We start from the raw sequence: 22,546 nt of genomic DNA, 5'->3' as shown, positions 1-22,546 counted from the left end.
GCCGTGAGGTCGCCCAGTGCGAGACGGATGAAGGGGCGGTGCGGGTCGAGGGTCGTCACCACGATTTCCCCGACCTCGCCCTCATCCACCGGATCGCCTGTGCCGGGCCGCACGATCTCGACGATCAAATCCTCATTGACCAGCAGCCCCTCGCGGGAGGAGGTCTCATAGGCGATGAAGCCGAGATCGGCGGTGGCATAGGCCTGATAGGCCTCGATCCCACGGCCCGCGATCTCTTCCTGCAGGGATTTCGGAAAAGCGGCGCCGGACACGAGGGCGCGCTTGATGGAGGAGGCATCCCGACCGGCAGTGCCTGCGGCGTCGAGCAGGATCTTCAGGAAATCCGGCGTGCCCAAATAGGCGCTGGGCCGATAGGCCTCGATCAGCTCCAGCTGCTGCTCCGTATTGCCGGGACCGGCGGGAATGACCGCGCAGCCGAGCGCACGGGCGCCGGAATCCATGATGAAGCCGCCGGGCGTCAGATGATAGCTGAAGGTGTTGAGAACGATGTCGCCCGATCTGAAACCGGCGGCATGGAGGCCGCGAGCGGCCCGCCATGGGTCCTTGTGATCCGGCTCCGGCTCGAAGATGGGGCCGGGCGAGGTGAAAAGACGGCCGAACGATCCCGGAGCGGCTGCAACGAAACCGCCGAAGGGCAGTGCGAATTTCTGGAAAGAAGGAAGCTCGGACTTGCGGAGAACGGGCAGGTCCGCAAGAGCCTCGCGGCTGGTGATGCGGGCAAGGTCGATGCCCTTCAGCCGCTCCGCATAGGCCGGAGCGGCTGAAGCTTTGCGAAGGATTTCCGGAAGGCGCTGAAACAGATCCGCCTCACGATTGGCGGGATCACGCGTCTCAAGAGAATCGTAATGGTCTGCCATGGGATGTCCTCGAATTCCAACAGATGGTTGTCATCCACAGCGCATCGAAGGCAGACCGGAACGCGCCCTCCCGGGCGTTGGTCAGACCGTCGTCTGCGCGTGCGTCAGCGAAGGCTGGGCCGGAAGCGGATCGGCGCCGAAGCGGTTCTGACCGATTGTGCCGCGCGTGGCGAACCATACGATGAGAACGATGGCGCCGACGAGCGGAATGAAGATCAGCAGCATCCACCAGCCCGAACGCTCCGTGTCGTGCAGGCGGCGTACGCCGACCGCGATGCCCGGCAGCAGGAGTGCCAGTGTGGCGATGGTGTTCAGGATCGGCATGCCGGAGAGAACGATGTTGTCCACTAGGCTCGTTGCAAGCGAAACGAGAATGGTGAACAGCGTGAAGAACCAGTATTCGGAGCGCGCGGCGCGACCGGAGAAGTCGACGTATTTGGAAAAGCCGGATTTGATGGCTTGAGTGAAGTTCATGGTTGGTTAGCCCCCAATTGGAATCTTAAAGCTGAGCCTATCGATGGCTCAGGCGTTCGGATGCTAAGAAGAGGAAATTCCTGAGGTCAAGCATTCGCCCGGTCATTCCCTGGGGGTTATCGAATATTATTACTCATGCCAGCCAGCGCTTGCGCCGCTTGTAACTCTTGACGGAACGGAAGGACTTTCGGTCTCCCTCGGAAACGCCGAGATAGAACTCCTTCACGTCCTCGTTCTCGCGCAGCATCTGCGCCGGACCATCCATCACCACGCGGCCGGTTTCAAGAATGTAGCCGTAGGTGGCGTATTTGAGCGCCATGTTGGTGTTCTGCTCCGCAAGCAGAAAGGACACGCCTTCGCTCGAGTTGAGAATGCGCACGATCTCGAAGATCTCCTCCACGATCTGCGGTGCGAGGCCCATGGAAGGCTCGTCGAGCAGGATCATCGAAGGCTTGGACATCATCGCGCGGCCGATGGCGCACATCTGCTGCTCGCCGCCAGAGGTGTAGCCCGCCATCGACGTGCGGCGCTGCTTCAGGCGCGGGAAATATTCGTAGATCGCTTCGAGATCGCGCTTGATGGCGGCGTTGCCGTCCTTGCGGGTGAACGCGCCGGTCAGAAGGTTCTCTTCGATTGTGAGGTGGCCGAAGCAGTGGCGACCTTCGAGCACCTGGATGCAACCGCGCCGCACCAGCTCGTTTGGCGAGAGCTTGTCCACCCGCTCGCCCTTGAACTCGATGGAGCCCTTCGTCACCTCGCCGCGCTCGGCATGGAGCAGATTGGAAATCGCTTTCAGGGTGGTCGTCTTGCCCGCGCCGTTCGCGCCGAGCAGCGCCACGATGCCGCCTTTCGGCACGGTAAGCGACACGCCTTTCAGCACGAGGATAACGTGATCGTAGACGACCTCGATGTTGTTGACCGTCAGGACGGTCTCGGCGGGTGCGGATTGCATTTGCACGGCGCTGCTCATAGCCTTTTCCTTCGGCCTATCCCTTCAAGAAAGGAAGCATGCGGGAATTCTCCCGCATGCTGTCTGTCGAAGCGCTCTTAGCTTGCCTTGTCGCAAGCTTCCGTGCGCTTGGGCCAGCCGGCGTTCTTCTCGGCATAGTCCTTTGCGGCGGCGTCGAGCTGGGCTTTCGTGCGGTCGGTCATCGGCTCGATGGGGTTGGAGATCTTCGCCCATTTCGTGCCGTCCCATTCCTGCATGAAGGCGGGGCGGTGACCGTTGTGATCGGCACAGGTCAGGGTGAGAGTTTCCGTGAAGCCCTCAAGTCCCAGCTCCTTCAGGCGCGCCGGATCGAGCTTGATGTTCTCCATCCCGCGCCGCACGTCCTCACCGGTCACGGCCTTCTTGCCCGTGATCTTCTGCGCCTGGGCGATGCCCTCGGCGATCAGCAGCGAGTTGTAGACGCCGCGGTTGTAGAGAACCTCGCCCACCTTGTCCTTGGCGGCCTTGGAGAGACCCTTGTCCACCACATGCTTCTGGATGTCCTGGATTGCCGGGAAGTTAGCGCCCACCGCATGCCAGTTGAGGGTCTTGAAGCCCTTGGCGCCTGCACCGCCGGAGCGTGCGTCATCCTCGCTCGGCCACCAGACCGAGTAGAACTTGTCCATGGGATAGCCGGAACGAACCGCTTCCTTCACGGCCGCGCCGTTCATGGAGCCCCAGCCCCACATGATCATGTAATCGGGCCGGTCGCGGCGGGCTGAGAGCCATTGCGAGGACTGGTTCTGCATGTCCTGGGCGGCAACCGGATAAAGCGCCACTTCGAAGCCGATATCCTTGGACAGTTCCTGGAGCAGCGGAACCGGCTCCTTGCCGAAGGCCGCGTCGAGATGGATGAAGCCGATCTTCTTGCCCTTCAGCTTGTCGAGTCCGCCTTCCTTCTCGCCGATATACTTGATGATCATCGACAGGCCATCCCAGTAGGTGCTCGGCGGATTGAAGACCCAGGGGAAGATGTCGCCGCGCGCCGAGGCCGAGAGGCCATAGGCCATGGAGAGGATCGGGATCTTGTCGACGGAAGCACGCGGGATCAGCGGCAGGGTGATGCCGGTGGACCACGGATTGACGATGACCGGGTTCTTGCCCTTCACCGCCTCGTAGCACTCGACACCCTTCTTGGTGTCGTAGCCGGTTTCGCATTCCTCCAGCACAAGCTTCACGCCGCCGATGCCGCCGTCGCGCTGGTTCAGCATCTGGAGGTAATCGTGCATGCCGTCGGCGATGAAGGTGCCGGAGCCCGCGAAGGGACCGGTGCGATAGGTGAAGAGGGGAACGTAGATCGAATCCTGCGCGAAGGCGGGCAGGGCAGTACCGGCGAGAAGGGTCGCAGCGACCAGTTTCAGGCTCATTTTACGAAACGACATGGTTCGTTTCCTCCCGTTGTTGTCCGGCAGCGAGCCGGTTTGAATTCCCGTCTCCTTGATAGGCTTGCCGTCAGTAGGGGAACGGCCAGGCCAGGAGCTTCTGCTTGCCGATCTGCCAAAGACGCGCGAGGCCGTGCGGTTCGACGATCAGGAAAAAGATGATGAGCGCACCCACGATCATGAAACGTAGGTGCTCGATGACGTCCGCGCCCACGGAAATGCCGAAGGGCGATAGGGCTGCTGGCAGTACGATGCCGAGAACGATGGGCATGATGAAGATGAGCGCCGCACCGAAGAACGAGCCGATGAGGCTGCCCAGGCCGCCGATGATCACCATGAACAGGATGAAGAAGGACTGGTTGATGTTGAACACATCGTATTCCGCGCCGCCGTACCACATGAAGACCATGAGCGCGCCCGCGACGCCGCAGTAATAGGACGAGACGGCGAAAGCCAGAAGCTTGGTCTGGAGCGGGCGGATGCCCATGAGTTCCGCCGCCAGATCCATGTCGCGGATCGCGATCCACATGCGGCCGATGCGGCCATGGACGAGGTTGGAGGCAAGCCATGTGAGCACGACCACGATGGTGAGCACCACGAGATAGCGCGTCTGCGGCGTAGCGGTCGCGCCGATGATCGGAACGCCGAACAGGGTGCGTAGCGGCGCATCGAGCGCGCCGGAGACGTTGTAGTTCACCAGCCACGGAATGCGGATGAAGCACCACTGCAGGAAGAACTGCGCGGCGAGCGTGGCGACTGCCAGATAGAAGCCTTTGATGCGAAGCGAGGGCAGCCCGAACAGGGCGCCGACCGCAGCCGAGAAGAAGCCGGAAACGAAGATCCAGACGATCACGTTCACGCCCGGAAACRCCGTCATCAGCTTGTAGCAGGCGTAAGCCCCGACACCCATGAACGCGCCGGTGCCGAGCGAGAGCAGGCCTGTATACCCGGTGAGGATGTTGAGCCCGATGGAGGCGAGCGAGAACACCAGGAAGGGGATCATCACCGCCTGGAGCAGGAAGCTGTTGCCGAGAAAAGCCAGCGCATAGGCGGCGATGATGATCAGGCCAAGCCCGATCCTGTCCTCGCGCAGCGGGAAGATCGAGGAGTCGCTGACGTAGTTTGTCTTGAACTGGCCTGCCTCGCGGTAGAGCACGTCGGCGTCTCCCTAAATCCGTTCGATGATCTTCTCGCCGAACAGGCCCTGCGGCCTGTAGAGCAGGAAGAGGAGGGCGATCACGTAGGCGAGCCAGGTCTCGATGCCGCCGCCCACCAGCGGCCCCCAGTAGAACTCGCCGAGTTTTTCGCCCACGCCGACGATGAGGCCGCCGATGATGGCGCCGGGGATGGAGGTGAAGCCGCCGAGGATGAGAACCGGCAGGGCCTTCAGGGCGATGATCTGGAGCGAGAAGGATACGCCGGAGCGAGCGCCCCACATGATGCCCGCGACCAAGGCTACCATGCCTGCGGCAAACCACACGATCACCCAGATCTGGTTGAGCGAGATGCCGACGGAAAGCGCCGCCTTGTGGCTGTCCGCTACCGCGCGGAGCGCCCGCCCGATGCGGGTCTTGGAGAAGAACACCGCAAGCACGGCGATCATGATCGAGGCGATGACGGCGGCGGCGATGTCGAGATGCTGGATACGCACCGAACCGCCGAGAATGTCCAGCTCCGTCGTGCCTTGCGGAAGATAGAGAGCATCCGTGATCATCTCGCGCGGGCTGCCGCCGAAGATGAGCTCGCCGAAACCGATGAGGAGATAGGTGAGGCCGAAGGTGGCCATGAAGAGGATGATGTCAGGTTGGTTCACGAGAGGCCGCAGAACGACCCGCTCTACCACGACCGCCAGGACGAACATGGCCAGTGCTGCGAGGATCAATGCAAGGAACGCGGGGACGCCCTTCTCGTAAAGCCCGACGAGGATCAGGGCCGCGAACACGACCATGATGCCTTGCGCGAAGTTGAATACGCCGGAGGCTTTGAAGATGAGCACGAAGCCCAGCGCGATCAGCGCATAGAGAACGCCCGAGACCAGGCCTTCCCACAGAGTCTGCACCAGCAGGTCCGGTGCTTCGCCCATGAAGATGAAGGGCTCGATGAAGACTTTGTAGAGAATGTCCATCGTTTCCCCTAATGCGCCACGCCGAGATAGGCATCGATCACGCGCTGGTTGCGCTTGACCTCGTCCGGCGTGCCGTCGGCGATCTTGCGGCCGTATTCCAGCACCACCACGCGGTCCGAGAGGTCCATCACCACGCCCATATCGTGCTCGATGAGCGCGATGGTGGTGCCGTATTGCTGGTTCACCTCCAGGATGAAGCGCGACATGTCTTCCTTCTCTTCGAGGTTCATGCCGGCCATCGGCTCGTCGAGGAGCAGCAGGTCCGGCTCCATGGCAAGCGCCCGCCCGAGTTCCACGCGCTTCTGGAGCCCGTAGGGCAGGCGGCCCACGGGCGTTTTTCGGATGTGCTGGATTTCGAGGAAGTCGATGATCTCTTCCACGAATTTCCGGTGCTCGACCTCCTCCTTCATGGCCGGGCCGTGGCGGAAGAGCTGCCAGAAGAAATTGGACTTCATCCTGATCGAGCGGCCCGCCATAATGTTGTCGAGCGTCGACATGCTCTTGAACAGCGCGACATTCTGGAAGGTGCGGGCGATGCCGCCGCGCGCCGCCTCATGGGGGCGCATCTTCGGGCGCTTCACGCCCTTGAAGGTGATGCGGCCGTCGGTGGGGTAGTAGAAGCCGTTGATGCAGTTGAGCATCGAGGTCTTGCCTGCACCGTTGGGGCCGATGATGGCGCGGATCTCGCTTTTGCGGATGTCGAAGGACACCTCGGTGAGCGCCTTCACGCCGCCGAAGCGCAGGGACACGTCCTCGACGGCGAGCAGCACATCGCCCTTCGTGAGAACGGGATGATCGGGCGCTCTCATTCGGCGGCCTCCGGGATGAGAGTGGTTTTCTCGACGGGATAAGGATTCATGTCCTTGATCTTTACCCGCGCGGAGATCACGCCCTTGCGGCCGTCCTCGAAGGTCACTTCCGTCGAAATGTCGGCCTCGGACGATCCATCGTAGAGCGCCTGGATGAGCGGATCGTAGCGCTCGGCGATAAAGCCGCGGCGCACCTTCTGGGTGCGGGTCAGCTCGCCGTCGTCGGCGTCGAGTTCCTTGTGCAGGATCAGGAAGCGCTTGATCTGCGCGCCGCCCATGCGAGGCTCGGCGGCAAGCGAACGGTTCACCTCGTCCACATGCTTCTCGATCATCTCGTAGACACGGGGATGGCCGGCAAGCTCCTGGTAGGAGGCGTAAGTCACGCCGTTGCGCTCGGCCCAGTTGCTCACCGCCACGAGGTCGATATTGATGAAGGCGGCCACATGGTCTCGCCCGTCGCCGAAGCACACCGCTTCCTTGATGTTGGGGTAGAATTTCAGCTTGTTCTCGACATATTTCGGCGGGAACAGCGCGCCGTCGCGCATCTTGCCCACGTCCTTGGCGCGGTCGATGATCTTGAGGTGGCCGTTGGCATCGAAGAAGCCGGCATCGCCCGAATGCACGAAGCCGTCCTGCGTCTTCGTCTCGGCGGTTTTCTCGTCGTCCTTGTAGTAGCCCACAAACACGCCCGGCGAGCGATAGAGCACCTCGCCATTTTCCGCGATGCGGATTTCGACCTCGGGGGCAGGGCGTCCCACCGTGTCGGCGCGGATCTCGCCGTCAGGCTGCATGGTGATATAGACGGAAGCTTCCGTCTGGCCGTAGAGCTGCTTCAGGTTCACGCCGATGGAGCGATAGAAGCGGAAAATCTCGGGGCCGATGGCCTCGCCCGCCGTATAGCCGACCTTCACCCGCGTCATGCCGAAGCGGTTGCGCAAGGGCGCATAGACCAGCACGTTCCCGATCTGCCAGAGCAGGCGATCCCAGGCGCTGACGCCAGCCTCCCCGTTCAGAATCTTCTCGCCGACTTTGTTGGCGTGCCTAATGAAAAAATGGAACATGCGCCGCTTCAGCGCGCTCGCATCCTCGATGCGCACCATGGTGAGCGTGAGAATACTTTCGAACACGCGGGGCGGGGCGAAGACGTAAGTCGCGCCGACCTCCCGGCGATCTTCCGCCACCGTCTCCGGGCTCTCAGGACAGTTCACGCAGAGGCCCGCCAGGAAGGCCTGGGCATAGGAGAAGATATGGTCGCCCACCCAAGCGATGGGCAGATAGGCCATGATCTCGTCGGTGTCGTTGAGGTTGTCGAAATCGCAGCCGATGCGGGCTGCGGCGATCACCGCATCCGAGGTGAGCATCACGCCCTTGGGGCGGCCCGTCGTGCCCGAGGTGTAGAGGATGATGGCGAGATCCGCGCCCCTACCGCCTTGCAGCTGACGCTCGATCGCCTCGGCTTCCGCCGCGTTTTGAAACCGCGCGCGTCCTTCCTCGATAACGGAATGAATGGAGTGAAGGCGGGTGTGGTCATAGTCCCGCAGGCCCTTCTTCTCGTCGTAGAGAACCTGGGCCAGTTGCGGGAGCTGGTCCGAGACGGAGAGCAGCTTGTCCACCTGCTCCTGGTCCTGCACAGCCGCATGGGTCACTTCCGCGTGGCTCAACACATAGGCCATCTCCTCGGCCACCGAATCCGCATAGACCGGGATCGGGATTGCCCCGATCCATTGGGCGGCGCAGATCGTCCAGTAGAGATAGGGCCGGTTGTAGCCGATGACGGCGATCTTGCCGCCGCGCTCGAGCCCGAGAGCCTGGAGGCCCGCGGCATAGGCGCGGACGATGTCGTGCACTTCGCCCCAGGTCCACGATTGCCAGATGCCGAGATCCTTGTGGCGAAAGGCCGTGCGGTTGGGGCGCATGCGGGCATTCCGCGCCAGCAGCTTGGGGAACGTATCGTCGCGCGAATCCGCAGCCGCCGGCACCGACGTCTCCTCCCAGGATCCACGCGCCTTGCGGCGCGCGGTTTGGCCTCGTTTCCTCTGTCGCGCGGTGATCGGCCCCACGCGTATTGCCGGCTTTAAGCCGGCTGCTCTTTGTCGAGCTTTATGGAGGGTATTCTGTCGTGCCGTTGCACCCGCGACAAKGCGCTGCCCACCCATACCATGGGCTAATATGTTGCAGGCTTAAAGCATTGCAGGGAGGCGGCTTTGAGGCCGTCAGGGCAGAGCCGAGAGGGCGGCCGCCTCTATCTCCTCGCCGCGCACGAGGCGCTCAACGCCGACCGCGTTCTTGATGCGGTAGACCTCGAGCCCTTCCGCCTGCGGGACTTGGCAGACGATGCAATAAATGCGGCGGTCTCCGTATCCGGAGGAGGGGTTGGTGATACGGACAAGCTGTCCGACATGAAATGCCTGCAGCATCTGTGCCTCCGTCATCGAAAGATGCGGCGAATCTCGGCGGGTCGAGGCGGGATCCATTCGGACAATCCTGGTTCCTGGTCGCGCCCGGGCGGATTGAGGCTCAAAGCTGCGGCGAAACGATGGCGATTGCGCATCTTCTCAGGAGCTCTCGAACGCTCCTCTCTTGTCCGCGATCAGAGAATCTCAAGGAACGTGCTGGCGCACTCACCTAAGTTAATCCGCGCTGTTTCTGACAGAATCTGCGGTTGTCGCAGCGATGCTCAAGACGATGCGCCGGATTTCATGACCGGGTGACAGTCAAGCTCGAACCGCTCGCTTGGGACGCTCGTCTGCGCAACCTGCGTGCGCAAGGCCTCGATCCGCCGCTGGCATTGTTCGAGAGAGGTGAAGCGCTCCTGGGCGCTGACGGCACCCGTACGGTTCATGATAGCCGCGTTGGCAGGATTATTGACCTGCGTGCTCGAAGGCGGCGCGGCAGCCGCCGTGAGCAGGTAATAGACGAGAAGATAGTCGAACATGAGCACATCCGATCCGGCCAACGAACCTGCCAAGCCTAGCAGGAGAGTCCGAAAACCGGCATGCCCAGTTCAGGTTTGCGTTAACGCGCGGTCGATGCGTTCGGCAGTCATGCGGCGTCGTGGATCTCGTGTTAAGGAAGCCGCGTCATGATAAGCGTTGCTGCTGGGGGGGGGCTTGGGATGCGCAACACAATAACGATGGTTGCTTTGATCGTGGCCGGCTTCGTCGTGCCGGCGCAGGCGCAGAACGGATATGTGGGCAATGAATGCCCGCCCAATACCCGCGCTAATGGCGCCCTGTGCCAGATCAGCGTGCCGGGCTCGATCCGCAATCCGGGTTCATGCCCTGCCGAATATGTCAGCACGGCGGATGGGACCTACTGCATCCTCGCGCCGCGCAAGGAATGGGTGCGGGCCAAGCCTGCCTGCCCCTCGAACTTCAAGGCGAGCCCGGGCGGCGAGTTCTGCGTCAGTCAGTAAGTCCCGACTTCATCTCTGCGCGGCGCAATCCGTCATCGGCAGGGTGACCCTGGTCCGGTGATTGGTATAGGTCTTTCGCGCGCGGTCGAAGGTCCACGATTCATCCTGGCAGTTTCGCCCGAAGGCGCCGAGATGATTTTCGAACGTCTCCCATTTGACGTCCGAATTCGGGCACTTCCCTTCATACTGAGCCGAGTTCGCCCCGAGGCGCACATAGCATTGTGTACCTTGAGCCTGGGCGGCGCCGATGCAGGCCAGGATCATGAGGGAGGAAACGGAGAGGCGAAGCATGGTCGTCCTGCTTGATTGCATATTACGCCTGTAGCATTCGCCCCTACCTGCCGATAGGGCAACGGAACCACACAGGAATTCAAAATGCTTCCAAGAGGACCGGACAAGAAAAAGGCCGCGCCCAGCCTTGCTGTGTTCGCGGCCATTGCCGTGTTGCCCCGGCACGGAAGTTGAAGACAACTCCGAAGGTCTCTGTCTAATTCAAGGAACGCAAACCAGGAGGCTCAACCGTCGCAGAGCTCCTTCACCGGCATTAACGCGAGACAGATGGACACCTCTGCTCCTCAAGCGAAACGAGGCGGTAAATCCGCGCCCCGCATTCACTTGAGAGAGTGCTGATCGAAGGGAAACGATCAACACGATGATGATCGCAGTATCGTGGTTAACAAAGGATTAACAAGCGCTGGATTTTGGGATGAATGTGGACGAACGGGGCGAGTTGGAAGGGCGCTCCTTTCATTGCCATTTCGGTGCAGGATTTTTCGGCAAAGTGGATCCGGTTCGCCGTAGGCCCAATCGAAATTAGAGATGTACCTGCGTGAGTGAAAACAGCTCTAGTGAACGAAAAGCCATCCGACGATCATCAGGGGAGCGACGGTGCCGAGCATGAATGAGAGCAGGTTGTGTGTCATGGCAAACATCCTTGGCAGGAATCCTCGGGAGGCGTCCTTGCGTCGCACCCTTGTCTCATGATGGCGCACGGCACTCCGTGATGCAGATCACGCTCAGGCGGCGGATACGGAGCCCAAAGGGGTCACCTTCAGGCAGGCGGCGTACTCCCTCAGAGAATGTGCGCCGCCGCCATGAACGGATTAGCTTGGTTCTTGTAATGGGGGCTTTTGAACCATGCAGCGTTTCGACGTCGTTCGACATCGGGAAGATCTCTGGTCGGTCATGAGCAACGGCCAAGTCATGTACTACTTCACCACGCCGGAAGAAGCCGATGATGCCGCGTTCGCGCTCGAGAAAATGTCCGGTGTCTGCTGCCGGTATCTCGGCGAGGAGGACGCCCATCGACAGCCGCTGGAGCAGTGCCGCCTGTTCGGCGACGTCATAAGCTCGTCCGCTCCGCCGGCCGCCTGGACGAGACCGCGCTCCTGCACCTGCCTCGCCATGTCATGGTGGGGCCTGCACAAGGCCGGCTATTCACCGGCGACGCAAGTGACGGCCTAATTCAGGGCGCTGAACAATTGGTGGACTACATCTCGCTGAAATGCCGGAGCATCCGCCCGGCGTCCGGCTCCAAGCCCGTAAACAGCTTGAACGCTCCCACCGCCTGAAAGACCGCCATGCCGCCGCCGGACATGGTGCGGCACCCGCGCACCCGCGCCGTGCGCAGCAATTCGGTCTCCAGTGGGAAATAGACGATATCGGCAACCCAGAGATCGGGGCGAAGCAACTCATCTGGCACGGCCATGCCGGGATATTTCGCCATGCCGAGGGGAGTGGTGTTGACCATGCCGTCGGCGGCGGCCATGGCGTCTTCAACGGTTGCACCGGTCACGGCGCGGCCTTGCCCGAACCGCCCGCAAAGGGCGGCCACAAGGCTTTCGGCACGGGCCTCGTCCTTGTCGATGATCGTGAGTTCGTCCGCGCCAAGGGTGAGGAGCGCGTGGGCCACCGCCGTGCCCGCGCCGCCTGCGCCGAACTGGACGACGCGGCCGGTCCTCGCGTCCGACAATTCGCGCTTGAAACTTTCGGCGAAGCCCCACCAATCCGTGTTGTGTCCCACGCGCCGGCCATCCTTCAGCACGACGGTGTTGACAGCTCCGAGCGCCGCCGCATCGGGCGACAATTCATCGAGAAGCGGGATGATCGCCTGCTTGCAGGGATAGGTGATGTTGAGACCGGCGAAGCCGAAGCGCTGAGCCGCGGTGAGCAGATCGGGCAGGGCATCTACATCGAGGCTGAGAGCTTCCAGGTCGATCAGCTTGTAGATGCAGTGTAGCCCCTGCTCGGCGCCCTCGCGCTCGTGGAGGCGCGGCGTGCGTGACGCCTGGATGCCGGCGCCGATCAGGCCGACGAGAACGGAGGGGCCATCTCGCAATCGCTCGCCCGTCATGGCGTCGCGGCCGATTGGTCGATCATGTCGAGCATCGCGCGAACCGCAATTGGATAGCCGTTGGTGCCAAGGCCCGCGATGACCGCCGTTGCTACCGGCGAGACATAGGACTTGTGATAGATCGGCTCGCGCTTATGGATGTTCGAGATGTGCAGCTCGATTAGCGGACCGGGAAACATCTTCAGGGCATCCATGATCGCCATGGACGTGAAGGTGAAGGCGGCAGGGTTGATGATGATGCCGCTGCCTTCGTCGATGGCCTCGTGCACCCAGTCGATGATCTCGTATTCCCGGTTGGATTGTCGGAATACGATGCTCTGGCCCGGCGCTGCGGCCCGGCACATGGCCTCGACCTTGGCAAGCGTCGTATGCCCGTAGATCGCAGGCTCTCGCGTGCCGAGGCGGTTGAGGTTGGGCCCGTTGAGAATGTAGATCGGCTTGCTCATCGATAGGGGTCTCTGAAAATGGAGCAGGCTTATCCCTGGTAACCGAAGAGGCGCGGCAGCCAGAGCACGGTTTCGGGCACGAAGGTCATGATCGCGAGAGAAACGATCATCGCGAACAGGAAGGGCAGGGAGTCGCGCACGATGTCGCGCAGGGGCTCGCCCGAGATGTTCGCCATGATGAACAGCAGCAGCCCGTAAGGCGGCGTGATCAGTCCGATCATGATGTTGACGACCACCACGACGCCGAAATGCACCAGATCAATGCCGAGCGCCTGCGCGGTCGGAATGAACACAGGCACCACGATCAGCAGGATCGCCGTTCCTTCCAGCACGCAGCCGAGGAGCAGCAGCAGGACGTTGACGAAGATGAGGAAGCCGACTGGCGAGAGGTTCCATCCCGCGAGCAGCGTTTTCACGCCTTCCGGAATGTTCTCGACGGTGATGACGTAGTTGAACACGAGCGCGCCCGCAATCAGCATGCCGATGGAGGCGGTCGTCCGGGCGCTGATGGCGAGCGACTGATAGAAGGTACGCCAACTCACGCTGCGATAAAGGCCTGCCGAGATGAGAAGCGCATAACCCGCCGCGACGGCGGCTGCTTCGGTTGGAGTCATCACGCCGCTATAGATCCCGCCGAGCAGGACGACCGGCATCATGAGAGAGGGGAAGGCTTCCCACGTGATGCGCGGCAGCTTGCGCAAGGGCACTGGCTTCTCGACGGGGAAATTCCTGCGGCGGGCGGTGATGGCGACGATGATCATCTGGCTCAGGGCCATCAGCAAGCCTGGAACGACGCCGCCGAGGAACAGAAAGCCGATGGAGGCATCCGATACGAGGGCATAGAGCACCATCGGGATCGAGGGCGGGATGATCGGACCGATTACCGAGGACACCGCCGTGAGAGCGGCCGCATAGCTCCCCGGATATCGTCCATCGCGGGTCATCATGGCCTGCATCATGCGGCCTGTGCCGGCGGCGTCCGCAATGGCCGAGCCTGACATGCCGGCGAAGATGATGCTTTGCAGGATGTTGACCTGGGCGAGGCCGCCGCGGAAACGGCCGACCAGCGCGTTGCAGAACGTCATGAGGCGGTCGGTCATGCTGCCGATATTCATGAACTCGGCGGCCAGGATGAACAGCGGCACCGAGAGGATGACGTAGTTGGAATACATGCCGTTCAGCAGCTGCTCGGCGGCGGTGCCCATGTCGAGTCCCGCCAGGAACAGGTACAGGATCGAACCCGCGATCATCGAATGGCCGATGGGCAGCCCGAGAAAGGCGAGGGCGGTGATCGCGACGAGCGAGATCGAGAAGGGGCTTGTCAGGTTCATACGCCGGAGCTCGCTTTGGTGGGGTCGAATTCATCCGGCGCCACGCCCCGCACGGCCTGCCAGGCGATCCAGATGTAGCGGACGATGGTGGCGACGGCGAAGACGACGTAGATCGAGAACAGCCAGTCGAACCTGATCTTGAGATAGCTCGTCCGCTCTACCTTCATGAAGGTGACGTAATCGACGACGGCGGGGAGCGAGAGGGTATAGAGCGCGATCACCGCGAAGGCGCTGATGAGCGCCATCACGCGGCGAGGGCCGGGGYCGACAGCGCCGTAGATGATGTCGAAGCGGATTTCCTCACGCTCGCTGACCACGAAGGCCGCGCCGAACAGGACGAGCCAGAGCCAGAGGATGACGCTGATCTCGTGCGTCCATCCGATGGGAAGTCCCAGGAGATACCGGAAGGCGATCTGCAGGAGGAAGGCCGCGAACATCGCGGCAAGCATAACGGCGGCGATGTTTTCCGCGCGCCGGGCAAGCCACGAGCCGATTGTCCGCAATGATGTGGTCATGAGAGCGGTTCCMTTCCTGAGAAGGCGCTGGACGACGATGGAAAAACGGCCGCCGGGCATGCAGCTCCGGCGGCCGGAATTAGGCGCTTACATCGCGTTGATCTTGTCGACCATGCCTGCGGGCCAGCTCTTCGCCAGATCCGATGCCAGGTACTTCTTCTGCGCGAATTCGCGGAATGCCTTCAGGTCGGGCGTATAGACCTCAAGACCCTTTTCCTTGAAGAAGGTTGCAAGCTGCGCTTCCTGCTTCAGGTGCTCCTGCGTGCTCCACTCGATGGCCTTGTCGGCGGCGGCCTGGAAGGCAGCCTTCTTCTCCGGCGACATGGCGTCCCAGACCTTGTTGGACACGGCCAGAACGTCGAAGCCGACGAGGTGCGAGGTCAGCGCGATCTGCGACATCACTTCGTAGAACTTCATGTTCTGCACGTTCGGCAGCGGGTTGTCCTGCCCGTCGATGGCGCCCGTCTGGAGTCCGGTATAGACCTCCGCATAGGCCATCGGCGTGGGGTTCGCGCCGAGCGACTGGCCGAGGAACTGCCACGCGTCACCGCCGGGCATGCGCAGCTTGATGCCGGCGAGGTCTTCCGGCTTGTTGATCTTCTTGTTGGGCTTCAGGCCCACATGGCGAGCGCCGAAATAGGTGGGTCCGAGAATGTGGATGCCGAGCTTGTCGGAGGCCATCTTCTTCAGCTGTTGGCCGACATCGCTGGCGAAGACCTTCTTCAGATGGTCGGCGTCGCGAAAGAGATAGGCCGAAGTGACGATGGACCATTCGGGAATCTGGTTAGAAATGTCCTGCGGCGCGATGTTGCCCATCTCGAGATTGCCGCGCTGCATGGCGACGAGCTCGGTGCCCTGCTTGAACAGGGTGCCGCCGTAATAGGGCTGAAGGTTGAAGCCCTGAGCTTTCAATTCTTCGCCGAACTGCTTCATCATCCCGGCCCGGATGTCCTGCTCCGAGAAGACGGCGGAGAAGCGCAAGTTTTGCGGTGTCTGTGCCGCTGCCGGTCCGGCTAGGCCGCATGCCAGAGCAGCCGCGCCGGCAGCCATCAGAATGCGCCGATTGATCTCAAGTCCCATGGTTTCCTCTCCTTCGAATTGCCGCGCATTGTTTCTGCGTCTTCGTCGCACTATCCGCTCCGATAATCGCAAAATCAATAGGCATTATACAAATCATCTGATATTTTGCATTTCAACATATGAACGGCGTTCTGCCTGAAAGGGACAGGGCGGTCTTGGAGAGCGAGTTATGCTGGCTCAAGGCGGGGTGGTGGCCCCATGAGCATCGAACTGGTGGCGGCATCCATTTCGGATCGCGCCTATGACCGGATCAGGTCCGACATCGTCTTCGGCCGCCTGACGCCGGGGCTTCGGCTACGCCTGGACCGGCTGGCGGCAGAGTATGGAACGAGCGTCAGCACCTTGCGGGAAATCCTGAGCCGGCTGTCGTCCGAAGGGCTCGTCATTGCGGAAGGCCAGCGCGGGTTTCGAGTGGCCCCCGTCTCGCCCGCTGGGTTCGAGGATGTGGCGGCGATGCGGCTGCTGCTCGAAACCTATGCGCTTCCCCTATCCTTCGCGGCGGGCGATCTGGAATGGGAAAGCCGTGTCGTGGCCGCCCATCACAAGCTGGCCTTCATGGAGCGCCGGATGATCGCCGGAGATCAGGAGGGGATGGAGCTCTGGAAGCGCTATGACCGCGAATTCCACCAAGTCCTGATCGAGGCCTGCGGCTCGCAGACCCTTCTCGATCTCTATGGCGGCGTCTTCGACCAGTACCTCCGCTATCAGATGGTGGCGGTGGTGTTTCGTGGAGAGATCGCCGCGAAGGAACACAAGCTGCTTCTGGATTGCGCCCTGGCGCGCGATGCCGACAAGGCCTGCGCCATACTCGACCAGCATGTGAACGGATGCGTGGCCTACACGCTGGAAAGCGGGGCGCTGGCATGAACGACGATGTACAGGTCATTGCGCCTCCCGCGACCGTGGGAGAGAGCGCCTACCAGAAGATCAGGGCCGACATCATTTTCGGCCGCCTGCCGCCGGGCGGGAAGTTGAAGCTGGAAAGGCTGAAGGCCGATTACGGCGCGAGCGTCAGCACCCTGCGCGAGATCCTGAACCGTCTTCATTCCGAGCGGCTCGTCGCCGCCGAAGGTCAGAAGGGGTTCGAGGTGGCGCCGGTCTCCATCGCCGGCCTGCGCGAGATCGCAGCTCTTCGCCAACTCCTCGAATGTCGCGCGTTGGAGCAATCGTTCCGCGCAGGCGACATGGAATGGGAGGGCCGCGTCGTTGCCGCTCATCACCGCCTCGCGCGAATGGAAGAGCGGATGGCTGAAGGAGACAGGGACCATACCGAGGAATGGAAGCGCTATGACTGGCAGTTTCATCAGGCGCTGATCTCCGCCTGCGGATCCAAGATGCTGATCGACAACCACGCGGCGGTTTTCGACAAGTATCTGCGCTACCAGATGATCGCGCTCAGCTATCGCGGCGACATCGCTGCCAATGAGCACGCCGAGCTTATGAAATGCGCCTTGGAGCGCGACGCCGCGCGCGCCTGCGAGGTGCTGACCCGCCATGTGGCGGGCGGCGTCGAGCATGCCTTGGCCACGGGCACCATCAGCTAAGACAAAGAGGAGCGGGCCAATCGGCACCACGCTCCCGTCACCACAGAGGAAACGGACCGAAGAGCATGCGCAAAGCCATTGCCACCGTCTGCCTGAGCGGCACCCTGACTGAAAAGATCGAGGCCATCGCGGCCGCGCGATTCAAGGGCGTGGAGATCTTCGAGAACGATCTCCTGTCCTTCAACGGTACGCCCGCCGATGCGCGGCGGATGATCGAAGGCCTTGGTCTGGAGACGGTGACCTTCCAGCCGTTTCGCGATTTCGAGGGCATGCCGGAGCCGCAGCGCTCGAAAGTGTTCGCGAGAGCCGAGCGCAAGTTCGACGTGATGCAGGAACTCGGCTGCGATCTTCTGATGATCTGCAGCAACGTCTCTCCGGACTCACTTGGCGGAATCGAGCGGGCGGCTGCGGATTTCCATGAACTCGGTGAGCGCGCCGCCAAGCGCGGCATGCGCGTGGCCTTCGAGGCGCTCTCCTGGGGGCGGCATATCCACGACTACCGCGATTCCTGGGAGGTCGTGCGGCGGGCCAATCATCCCGCGGTCGGGCTGGTGCTCGATTCCTTCCACATTCTCGCGCGAGGAACGGACCTGTCGGCGATCCGCTCGATTCCATCGGACAAGATATTCCTCGTGCAGATGGCCGACGCACCGAAGCTCGATATGGATTATCTGTCCTGGAGCCGGCATTACCGCTGCTTTCCAGGGCAGGGCGACCTGCCCATCACCGAATTCATGGATGCGCTCGCCGCAACAGGCTTCGACGGTTTGCTCTCTTTGGAGATCTTCAACGACCGCTTCCGCGCCGGCTCCGCGCGCAGCGTCGCCATCGACGGCCAGCGCTCGCTCACCGTGATGCTCGATGAATTGCGCCAGCGTTCGGGAATAGCTTTTCCCGATGATCCCGTTCTTCCGCCCAAGGCCGTCTGTTCCGGCATCGAGTTCGTCGAGTTCGCCATCGACGAGCGCAACGCGGTCGGGTTCGAGAAGACCTTGAGCACGCTCGGGTTTCAGAGAGCCGGCAACCATCGCTCCAAAGCAGTGACGCATTGGCGTCAGGGCGACATCAACATCGTCGTGAATGCGGATAAGGAAGGCTTCGCGCATTCCTTCAACATCACGCACGGCACCTCAGTCTGTGCCCTGGCGCTGCGGGTCGATGATGCCCCAAAAACCGTGGACCGTGCTCTGGCATTGCTCGACCAGCCTTTCCAGCAGCCTGTCGCTCCCGGCGAGATGGATATTCCCGCTGTGCGAGGGCTTGGTGGAAGCCTCCTGTATTTCGTGGACCACAAGACCGGGCTGGACAAGCTCTGGGATGTGGACTTCGCGCCCACGGAAGCGAGCGATTTCACTGGCGCCGGGCTGGTATCCGTCGATCACGTGTCCCAGTCCATGCATTACGAGGAAATGCTGACCTGGCTTCTGTTCTACGCCTCGCTTCTCAACGTGCGTAAGACACCGGTGCAGACCGTGATCGACCCGGGCGGCGTGGTGCAGAGCCAGGCCATCGAGACCCTGGACGGGTCGCTTCGCCTCATCCTCAATGCATCGCAAAGCCAGCGCACCTTGTCGTCGCGTTTCCTGACCGAGCTTTTCGGATCGGGCGTCCAGCACATCGCCCTCGCGACCGGCGACATCTTCGCCACCGTCGAACACCTGAAGACGAATGGTGTCGAACTTCTGCCGATCCCGGAAAACTATTACGACGATCTCGAAGTCAGGACCGATCTCTCAAGCGATGACCTAGAGCGGCTGCGGGCAGGAAACATTCTTTATGATCGCGATGGAACGTCCGAGTATTTTCAGGTCTACACCAAGACACTCGGTGGAGGTTTCTTCTTCGAAATTGTGGAGCGGCGCGACTATAATGGTTATGGCGCAATGAATGCTCCCATTCGTCTTGCATCCCAAACGCGTCTTGCTTCGGAAGCGGTGTCGGAAGGTTTATAAGCGCGTGCAGCGCACAACGACGGAATGATTATTCTTGACGCCGGAGTAGTCCTGAAGAGCCAGCATGCCTGCAAGACTTCGGCCTTATAACAGAATCTCACTTCGGCGAGTTTCTGGAAACAAGAGGCCCAGTTCATGGCTACCGTTAAATTAAGCGCCGCCTATATCGGTACAATCGGCGACACGGGCATCTATCGTGTCGACCTTTCGCAGAGCGGATTGGCTACGATAGGCGCCATCTCGATCTACGATGACAAGGTCATTTCGGGCGGTTCTGGCGCAGCCTCGGGCTTCGATCTTGATTTCCTGAAGGTCTCATCGGCATTCACTGCCGATCCCACGATCGCGTCCGCGCTGGTGGGAGACAACGTTTTCGATTTCAACGGAGGCGTCGTTTACCAGCCGGGCTTCATGCAGCCCTGGGATCCAGCCGAGCCGCCATCGAGAGCGGCACCCAACCTCTTCGGTACCGTTGGAGCCAATACCTATAGTCCTGAGCTGTCGACGCTCGGTATCAACGATGACAAATTCATCTCGCTTGGCGAAGGCGGATGGCTGGCCGCCTTGCTGAACCAATCCCTGACAGCGGGCGGCAAATACCTCTATTTCGGTGACGATGGCGGCGGCAATGATGGGGTCGAGGTGCAGGTTTCGGGCGAGAGGGCTGCTCCTGCCGCGAATGGCCTGCACCTGATCGGAACCAATGGTCACGACATCATTATGCTCGGACGCGGCATCAATGCGCATCTCGGATGGGGCAACGACACAATCGAAGGCCTTCGCGGAAACGATCGTCTCTTCGCCGCAGGCGGAGACGACAAGCTGTTCGGCGCCCAAGGCAACGACATTCTTTATGGCGAGCTCGGCAATGACCGGATCTATGGAGGCGCAGGTAACGACAAGCTCATTGGCGGGCCTGGAAAAGACGCCTTCGCGTTCGATACGCGACCGCACAGCAAAGGTAACTTCGACAGGATCCTCGACTATAAAGTGAAAGACGATTCGATCTGGCTCGACAACGCCGCGTTCAAGGGGCTGGGACGGGGAGGGACAACGGACAAGCCTCTCAAGCTTCAGGCCAAGTTCTTCTGGAAAGGCAGCGAGGCGCACGATGCCRACGACCGGATCATCTACGACCCCACGAATGGCGCGCTCTATCACGACCGGGACGGAAACGGCCCTGCCGCTCAAGTGAAGTTCGCTCAAATAAAGAAGGGCCTTCCCATGAACTACCACGAGTTCTTCGTCATCTAGGGACGGCAGAACCTCGCGGCGTGCCTAGGAACAAAGATCGCTCAATTGCCATTGCAGCCGTAAGCAGCAATTCCTTACGGAGTACTTCTGAATGGCTTACCATGGGCACCAGCGACCTCTGCCACCTTGGTTCCCGATCTTTTTCGTGGTTCTCATCGGACTGCTTGCGGGCGTGTGGTATTGGTTCGGCTAGCCTCACCCCGCAAGGAGCCTGTCAGCCATGAGCCTTGAATCCGTTCGCGCATTTCTAGCTCAGAATGCGCCCGATCTCGAGATCATCGAGATGCACACCAGTACTGCCACCGTCACTCAAGCGGCGGAAGCGCATGGGGTAGAGCCCGAGAAGATCGCCAAGACATTGTCGTTGCGGGTGGGTGAACGTCATTTCCTCGTGGTGACAAGCGGCACTGCCCGCCTGGACAACCGAAAGGTCAAATCCACCTTCGGCGGCAAGGCTTCGATGCTGGATTCGGAGCAGGTTCTTGCTCTAACCGGTCATCCTGTAGGTGGTGTCTGCCCGTTCGGTCTGGCAACACCGTTGCCCGTCTATTGCGACATCTCACTGAAACCATTCGAAGAGGTCGTGCCCGCCGCAGGCTCCATTCATGCGGCTTTACGCATCGACCCGAAGCGGATGGCGGATCTCGTCGGGGCCGATTGGGTCGATGTCTGCCAGTAACTTCGGCGGCAACAAGATATCGCATCCATCTCTAGGACGTTGAAGCACCTGAGGGAAGGTAGACCTTTGAAGATTGGCGACGCAGTAAGAAGTCAAAAGAAAGCGCCCCGGAAATGGGGGCGCTATGAGGTTAGGTCCGTAGGGGCAAATAACAGACCATTAAGTGATACTTACCCTACGTAATGCACGGCGTCAGTCGGCTACCCGACAGTACTGAAGAAAATCTGCTTTCCAGTTCAATAGGATAGCTGCCCTTGGACTAGGGATACATACTCATTGCATGCCTCGTTATAGCTAGCTATACGCCAAGCTTCCGTAGGGGCAAAATACGGACACGTGGGTCGCGCACATGGTCAAAAGACCAGGCGCGGCCCTTTTCACAGGTCATCGGTCCATATCCATCTGAGGCCTGCCGTGATGTCTCACTCACTGATTTATGTGTTTGAGCGGGAGAAGCTGCAGGTATTTCTCCCGTAACCGGCCGTAGCACTCACATGCGGTCTCCTCGAGGCGTAGACGGTCAAGAATTTTGATCGTTCCCCGTCCTTGGCTGATGAGCCCTTTCTGCTGAAGGGAACGGGTTGTTTCGCTCACAGTCGAACGCTGAACGCCCAGCATCTCGGCCAGGAATTCGTGGGTGAGAGGGATCTCCATGCGGCCTGTTCTATCCGATGTACTAACGATCCAGCGACAACAGCGTGACTCGACACTGTGGGCTGCATTGCAGGCAACCGACTGCAGGGTCATGACCATCAGTATTTCCGTGTAGCGCGAGACCATGTCCTCAATGCCGGGGCGGGAACCGAGTATCGCCTGAAATTTTTCGGTACGTATGCGCAACATTGTGCCTGGAACCTGCACCATGTACCGACCAAGCGTCTCGACATGGATGCCGCTGAAAAGCATCCCCACCATTGCCTCACGACCAAAGGTAGCCATTTCGGCAACGCGGCCATCCCTCAATTCGCAAACCAAGGATATGATTGCAGTAACGGGGAAATAAACATGCCGCAGAATTTCACCTTCCTCGGCTAGAGCGGCCCCACGGGGTAGCTCAACCTGCGCCAGGTAGGGCTCCAACCATTTATAGTCTTCGGGACTTAAGGTGGCCAGAAGGTAATTGTCGATCGCGCCTATCATACGAAGACCCTACGCTCACTATCGATCAACGCGTAGAGGATATCCGTTATTCCCGAGCGTACCAAATTTCCAATAGGCGGCGCGTCAGTGCGGAGAGATAAATTTCCCGCCCGATGGCGGACAGATAGGCCTCTGACCAATCTGATATTCACCCGCTGCCTAGCTCATGCAGCCCCACCCG

24 protein-coding genes are annotated in these 22,546 nt (G+C 60.9%); 7 read left to right on the top strand and 17 right to left on the bottom strand.

Translation table 11 applies throughout. The features are described 5' to 3' along the window. From ACXJKO_RS18925 to ACXJKO_RS18880, 10 genes are all read right to left on the bottom strand, one after another. Positions 1 to 878, bottom strand: an 878-nt coding sequence (locus ACXJKO_RS18925) for a phenylacetate--CoA ligase family protein (RefSeq protein WP_457092629.1), incomplete at its 3' end; no start/stop codon positions are given. 81 nt (positions 879 to 959) lie between these two features. Continuing rightward, on the bottom strand, positions 960 to 1,352 hold the full coding sequence (locus ACXJKO_RS18920) for a DUF805 domain-containing protein (RefSeq protein WP_457092628.1): 393 nt from the start codon (positions 1,350 to 1,352) through the stop codon (positions 960 to 962). 133 nt (positions 1,353 to 1,485) lie between these two features. Continuing rightward, entirely contained in the window at positions 1,486 to 2,322 is an 837-nt protein-coding gene (locus ACXJKO_RS18915) for an ABC transporter ATP-binding protein (RefSeq protein WP_457092627.1), read from the bottom strand. 77 nt (positions 2,323 to 2,399) lie between these two features. Beyond that, the gene (locus tag ACXJKO_RS18910; protein ID WP_457092626.1) at positions 2,400 to 3,722 is read right to left on the bottom strand and encodes an ABC transporter substrate-binding protein; all 1,323 of its coding nucleotides are present in this window, start codon (positions 3,720 to 3,722) and stop codon (positions 2,400 to 2,402) included. A gap of 70 nt (positions 3,723 to 3,792) precedes the next feature. Next, the gene (locus tag ACXJKO_RS18905) at positions 3,793 to 4,878 is read right to left on the bottom strand and encodes a branched-chain amino acid ABC transporter permease (RefSeq protein WP_457092625.1); all 1,086 of its coding nucleotides are present in this window, start codon (positions 4,876 to 4,878) and stop codon (positions 3,793 to 3,795) included. A 12-nt stretch (positions 4,879 to 4,890) separates the two neighbouring features. After that, complete coding sequence (locus ACXJKO_RS18900) at positions 4,891 to 5,847, bottom strand: branched-chain amino acid ABC transporter permease (RefSeq protein WP_457092624.1); 957 nt, start codon at positions 5,845 to 5,847, stop codon at positions 4,891 to 4,893. Between the two features lie 8 nt (positions 5,848 to 5,855). Further along, positions 5,856 to 6,656, bottom strand: coding sequence for an ABC transporter ATP-binding protein (locus ACXJKO_RS18895; RefSeq protein WP_457092623.1), 801 nt, complete (start codon positions 6,654 to 6,656; stop codon positions 5,856 to 5,858). After that, positions 6,653 to 8,635 (bottom strand): AMP-dependent synthetase/ligase, encoded by a 1,983-nt coding sequence (locus tag ACXJKO_RS18890; RefSeq protein WP_457092622.1) that lies wholly within the window; start codon positions 8,633 to 8,635, stop codon positions 6,653 to 6,655. Before ACXJKO_RS18890 ends, ACXJKO_RS18895 begins: the two co-directional genes overlap by 4 nt. Positions 8,636 to 8,869: 234 nt before the next feature. Beyond that, positions 8,870 to 9,073, bottom strand: a complete 204-nt coding sequence (locus ACXJKO_RS18885) for a hypothetical protein (protein WP_457092621.1) — start codon at positions 9,071 to 9,073, stop codon at positions 8,870 to 8,872. 260 nt (positions 9,074 to 9,333) lie between these two features. Continuing rightward, the gene (locus ACXJKO_RS18880) at positions 9,334 to 9,591 is read right to left on the bottom strand and encodes a hypothetical protein (protein WP_457092620.1); all 258 of its coding nucleotides are present in this window, start codon (positions 9,589 to 9,591) and stop codon (positions 9,334 to 9,336) included. A 180-nt stretch (positions 9,592 to 9,771) separates the two neighbouring features. Between ACXJKO_RS18880 and ACXJKO_RS18875 the strand changes: the two genes are divergently transcribed. Further along, positions 9,772 to 10,071, top strand: a complete 300-nt coding sequence (locus ACXJKO_RS18875) for a hypothetical protein (protein ID WP_457092619.1) — start codon at positions 9,772 to 9,774, stop codon at positions 10,069 to 10,071. 9 nt (positions 10,072 to 10,080) lie between these two features. On the opposite strand, the gene ACXJKO_RS18870 is transcribed toward ACXJKO_RS18875, so the two are convergent. After that, on the bottom strand, positions 10,081 to 10,362 hold the full coding sequence (locus ACXJKO_RS18870; protein ID WP_457092618.1) for a hypothetical protein: 282 nt from the start codon (positions 10,360 to 10,362) through the stop codon (positions 10,081 to 10,083). A gap of 846 nt (positions 10,363 to 11,208) precedes the next feature. On the opposite strand from ACXJKO_RS18870, the gene ACXJKO_RS18865 reads away from it, so the two are divergent. Next, entirely contained in the window at positions 11,209 to 11,535 is a 327-nt protein-coding gene (locus tag ACXJKO_RS18865) for a hypothetical protein (RefSeq protein ID WP_457092617.1), read from the top strand. Positions 11,536 to 11,560: 25 nt separating this feature from the next. Here ACXJKO_RS18865 and ACXJKO_RS18860 read toward each other — a convergent pair whose 3' ends face one another. The 5 genes from ACXJKO_RS18860 to dctP all read right to left on the bottom strand — a co-directional run bounded on the left by ACXJKO_RS18860 (position 11,561) and on the right by dctP (position 15,796). Further along, positions 11,561 to 12,424 (bottom strand): shikimate dehydrogenase, encoded by an 864-nt coding sequence (locus ACXJKO_RS18860; RefSeq protein ID WP_457092616.1) that lies wholly within the window; start codon positions 12,422 to 12,424, stop codon positions 11,561 to 11,563. Continuing rightward, positions 12,421 to 12,870 (bottom strand): type II 3-dehydroquinate dehydratase, encoded by a 450-nt coding sequence (locus ACXJKO_RS18855; RefSeq protein ID WP_457092615.1) that lies wholly within the window; start codon positions 12,868 to 12,870, stop codon positions 12,421 to 12,423. The genes ACXJKO_RS18860 and ACXJKO_RS18855 overlap by 4 nt, the downstream gene beginning before the upstream one ends. A 29-nt stretch (positions 12,871 to 12,899) precedes the next feature. Further along, a complete protein-coding gene (locus tag ACXJKO_RS18850) occupies positions 12,900 to 14,201 on the bottom strand; it encodes a TRAP transporter large permease (protein WP_457092614.1) in 1,302 nt (433 codons plus the stop codon). Continuing rightward, the gene (locus ACXJKO_RS18845; protein WP_457092613.1) at positions 14,198 to 14,716 is read right to left on the bottom strand and encodes a TRAP transporter small permease; all 519 of its coding nucleotides are present in this window, start codon (positions 14,714 to 14,716) and stop codon (positions 14,198 to 14,200) included. The genes ACXJKO_RS18850 and ACXJKO_RS18845 overlap by 4 nt, the downstream gene beginning before the upstream one ends. A gap of 87 nt (positions 14,717 to 14,803) precedes the next feature. Next, positions 14,804 to 15,796, bottom strand: a complete 993-nt coding sequence (gene dctP, locus ACXJKO_RS18840; RefSeq protein WP_457092612.1) for a TRAP transporter substrate-binding protein DctP — start codon at positions 15,794 to 15,796, stop codon at positions 14,804 to 14,806. A gap of 198 nt (positions 15,797 to 15,994) precedes the next feature. On the opposite strand from dctP, the gene ACXJKO_RS18835 reads away from it, so the two are divergent. The 5 genes from ACXJKO_RS18835 (at position 15,995) to ACXJKO_RS18815 (ending at position 21,225) form a co-directional block, all read left to right on the top strand. Beyond that, a complete protein-coding gene (locus tag ACXJKO_RS18835; RefSeq protein WP_457092611.1) occupies positions 15,995 to 16,663 on the top strand; it encodes a GntR family transcriptional regulator in 669 nt (222 codons plus the stop codon). Beyond that, on the top strand, positions 16,660 to 17,340 hold the full coding sequence (locus ACXJKO_RS18830) for a GntR family transcriptional regulator (protein ID WP_457092610.1): 681 nt from the start codon (positions 16,660 to 16,662) through the stop codon (positions 17,338 to 17,340). Before ACXJKO_RS18835 ends, ACXJKO_RS18830 begins: the two co-directional genes overlap by 4 nt. A 65-nt stretch (positions 17,341 to 17,405) precedes the next feature. Beyond that, positions 17,406 to 19,292, top strand: a complete 1,887-nt coding sequence (locus ACXJKO_RS18825; RefSeq protein ID WP_457092609.1) for a bifunctional sugar phosphate isomerase/epimerase/4-hydroxyphenylpyruvate dioxygenase family protein — start codon at positions 17,406 to 17,408, stop codon at positions 19,290 to 19,292. Positions 19,293 to 19,427: 135 nt separating this feature from the next. Beyond that, positions 19,428 to 20,546, top strand: a complete 1,119-nt coding sequence (locus tag ACXJKO_RS18820; RefSeq protein WP_457092608.1) for a calcium-binding protein — start codon at positions 19,428 to 19,430, stop codon at positions 20,544 to 20,546. Positions 20,547 to 20,766: 220 nt separating this feature from the next. Next, positions 20,767 to 21,225 carry a YbaK/EbsC family protein gene (locus ACXJKO_RS18815; RefSeq protein ID WP_457092607.1) on the top strand — a complete coding sequence of 153 codons (459 nt, stop codon included), beginning with the start codon at positions 20,767 to 20,769 and terminating at the stop codon, positions 21,223 to 21,225. Between the two features lie 426 nt (positions 21,226 to 21,651). Here ACXJKO_RS18815 and ACXJKO_RS18810 read toward each other — a convergent pair whose 3' ends face one another. Beyond that, complete coding sequence (locus tag ACXJKO_RS18810) at positions 21,652 to 22,365, bottom strand: Crp/Fnr family transcriptional regulator (protein WP_457092606.1); 714 nt, start codon at positions 22,363 to 22,365, stop codon at positions 21,652 to 21,654. Positions 22,366 to 22,546: the final 181 nt, after the last annotated feature.

Source organism: Microvirga sp. P5_D2, assembly GCF_054049475.1.
Note: the sequence above shows the minus strand (reverse complement) of the source record. Positions and strands in the feature narration are given on the sequence as shown.

Coding starts and splice junctions, on each gene's coding strand:
- ACXJKO_RS18920 (WP_457092628.1), bottom strand. CDS start 1,352: ATGAACTTCACTCAAGCCATCAAATCCGGCTTTTCCAAATACGTCGAC.
- ACXJKO_RS18915 (WP_457092627.1), bottom strand. CDS start 2,322: ATGAGCAGCGCCGTGCAAATGCAATCCGCACCCGCCGAGACCGTCCTG.
- ACXJKO_RS18910 (WP_457092626.1), bottom strand. CDS start 3,722: ATGTCGTTTCGTAAAATGAGCCTGAAACTGGTCGCTGCGACCCTTCTC.
- ACXJKO_RS18900 (WP_457092624.1), bottom strand. CDS start 5,847: ATGGACATTCTCTACAAAGTCTTCATCGAGCCCTTCATCTTCATGGGC.
- ACXJKO_RS18895 (WP_457092623.1), bottom strand. CDS start 6,656: ATGAGAGCGCCCGATCATCCCGTTCTCACGAAGGGCGATGTGCTGCTC.
- ACXJKO_RS18885 (WP_457092621.1), bottom strand. CDS start 9,073: ATGCTGCAGGCATTTCATGTCGGACAGCTTGTCCGTATCACCAACCCC.
- ACXJKO_RS18880 (WP_457092620.1), bottom strand. CDS start 9,591: ATGTTCGACTATCTTCTCGTCTATTACCTGCTCACGGCGGCTGCCGCG.
- ACXJKO_RS18875 (WP_457092619.1), top strand. CDS start 9,772: ATGCGCAACACAATAACGATGGTTGCTTTGATCGTGGCCGGCTTCGTC.
- ACXJKO_RS18870 (WP_457092618.1), bottom strand. CDS start 10,362: ATGCTTCGCCTCTCCGTTTCCTCCCTCATGATCCTGGCCTGCATCGGC.
- ACXJKO_RS18865 (WP_457092617.1), top strand. CDS start 11,209: ATGCAGCGTTTCGACGTCGTTCGACATCGGGAAGATCTCTGGTCGGTC.
- ACXJKO_RS18860 (WP_457092616.1), bottom strand. CDS start 12,424: ATGACGGGCGAGCGATTGCGAGATGGCCCCTCCGTTCTCGTCGGCCTG.
- ACXJKO_RS18855 (WP_457092615.1), bottom strand. CDS start 12,870: ATGAGCAAGCCGATCTACATTCTCAACGGGCCCAACCTCAACCGCCTC.
- ACXJKO_RS18850 (WP_457092614.1), bottom strand. CDS start 14,201: ATGAACCTGACAAGCCCCTTCTCGATCTCGCTCGTCGCGATCACCGCC.
- dctP (WP_457092612.1), bottom strand. CDS start 15,796: ATGGGACTTGAGATCAATCGGCGCATTCTGATGGCTGCCGGCGCGGCT.
- ACXJKO_RS18835 (WP_457092611.1), top strand. CDS start 15,995: ATGAGCATCGAACTGGTGGCGGCATCCATTTCGGATCGCGCCTATGAC.
- ACXJKO_RS18830 (WP_457092610.1), top strand. CDS start 16,660: ATGAACGACGATGTACAGGTCATTGCGCCTCCCGCGACCGTGGGAGAG.
- ACXJKO_RS18825 (WP_457092609.1), top strand. CDS start 17,406: ATGCGCAAAGCCATTGCCACCGTCTGCCTGAGCGGCACCCTGACTGAA.
- ACXJKO_RS18815 (WP_457092607.1), top strand. CDS start 20,767: ATGAGCCTTGAATCCGTTCGCGCATTTCTAGCTCAGAATGCGCCCGAT.
- ACXJKO_RS18810 (WP_457092606.1), bottom strand. CDS start 22,365: ATGATAGGCGCGATCGACAATTACCTTCTGGCCACCTTAAGTCCCGAA.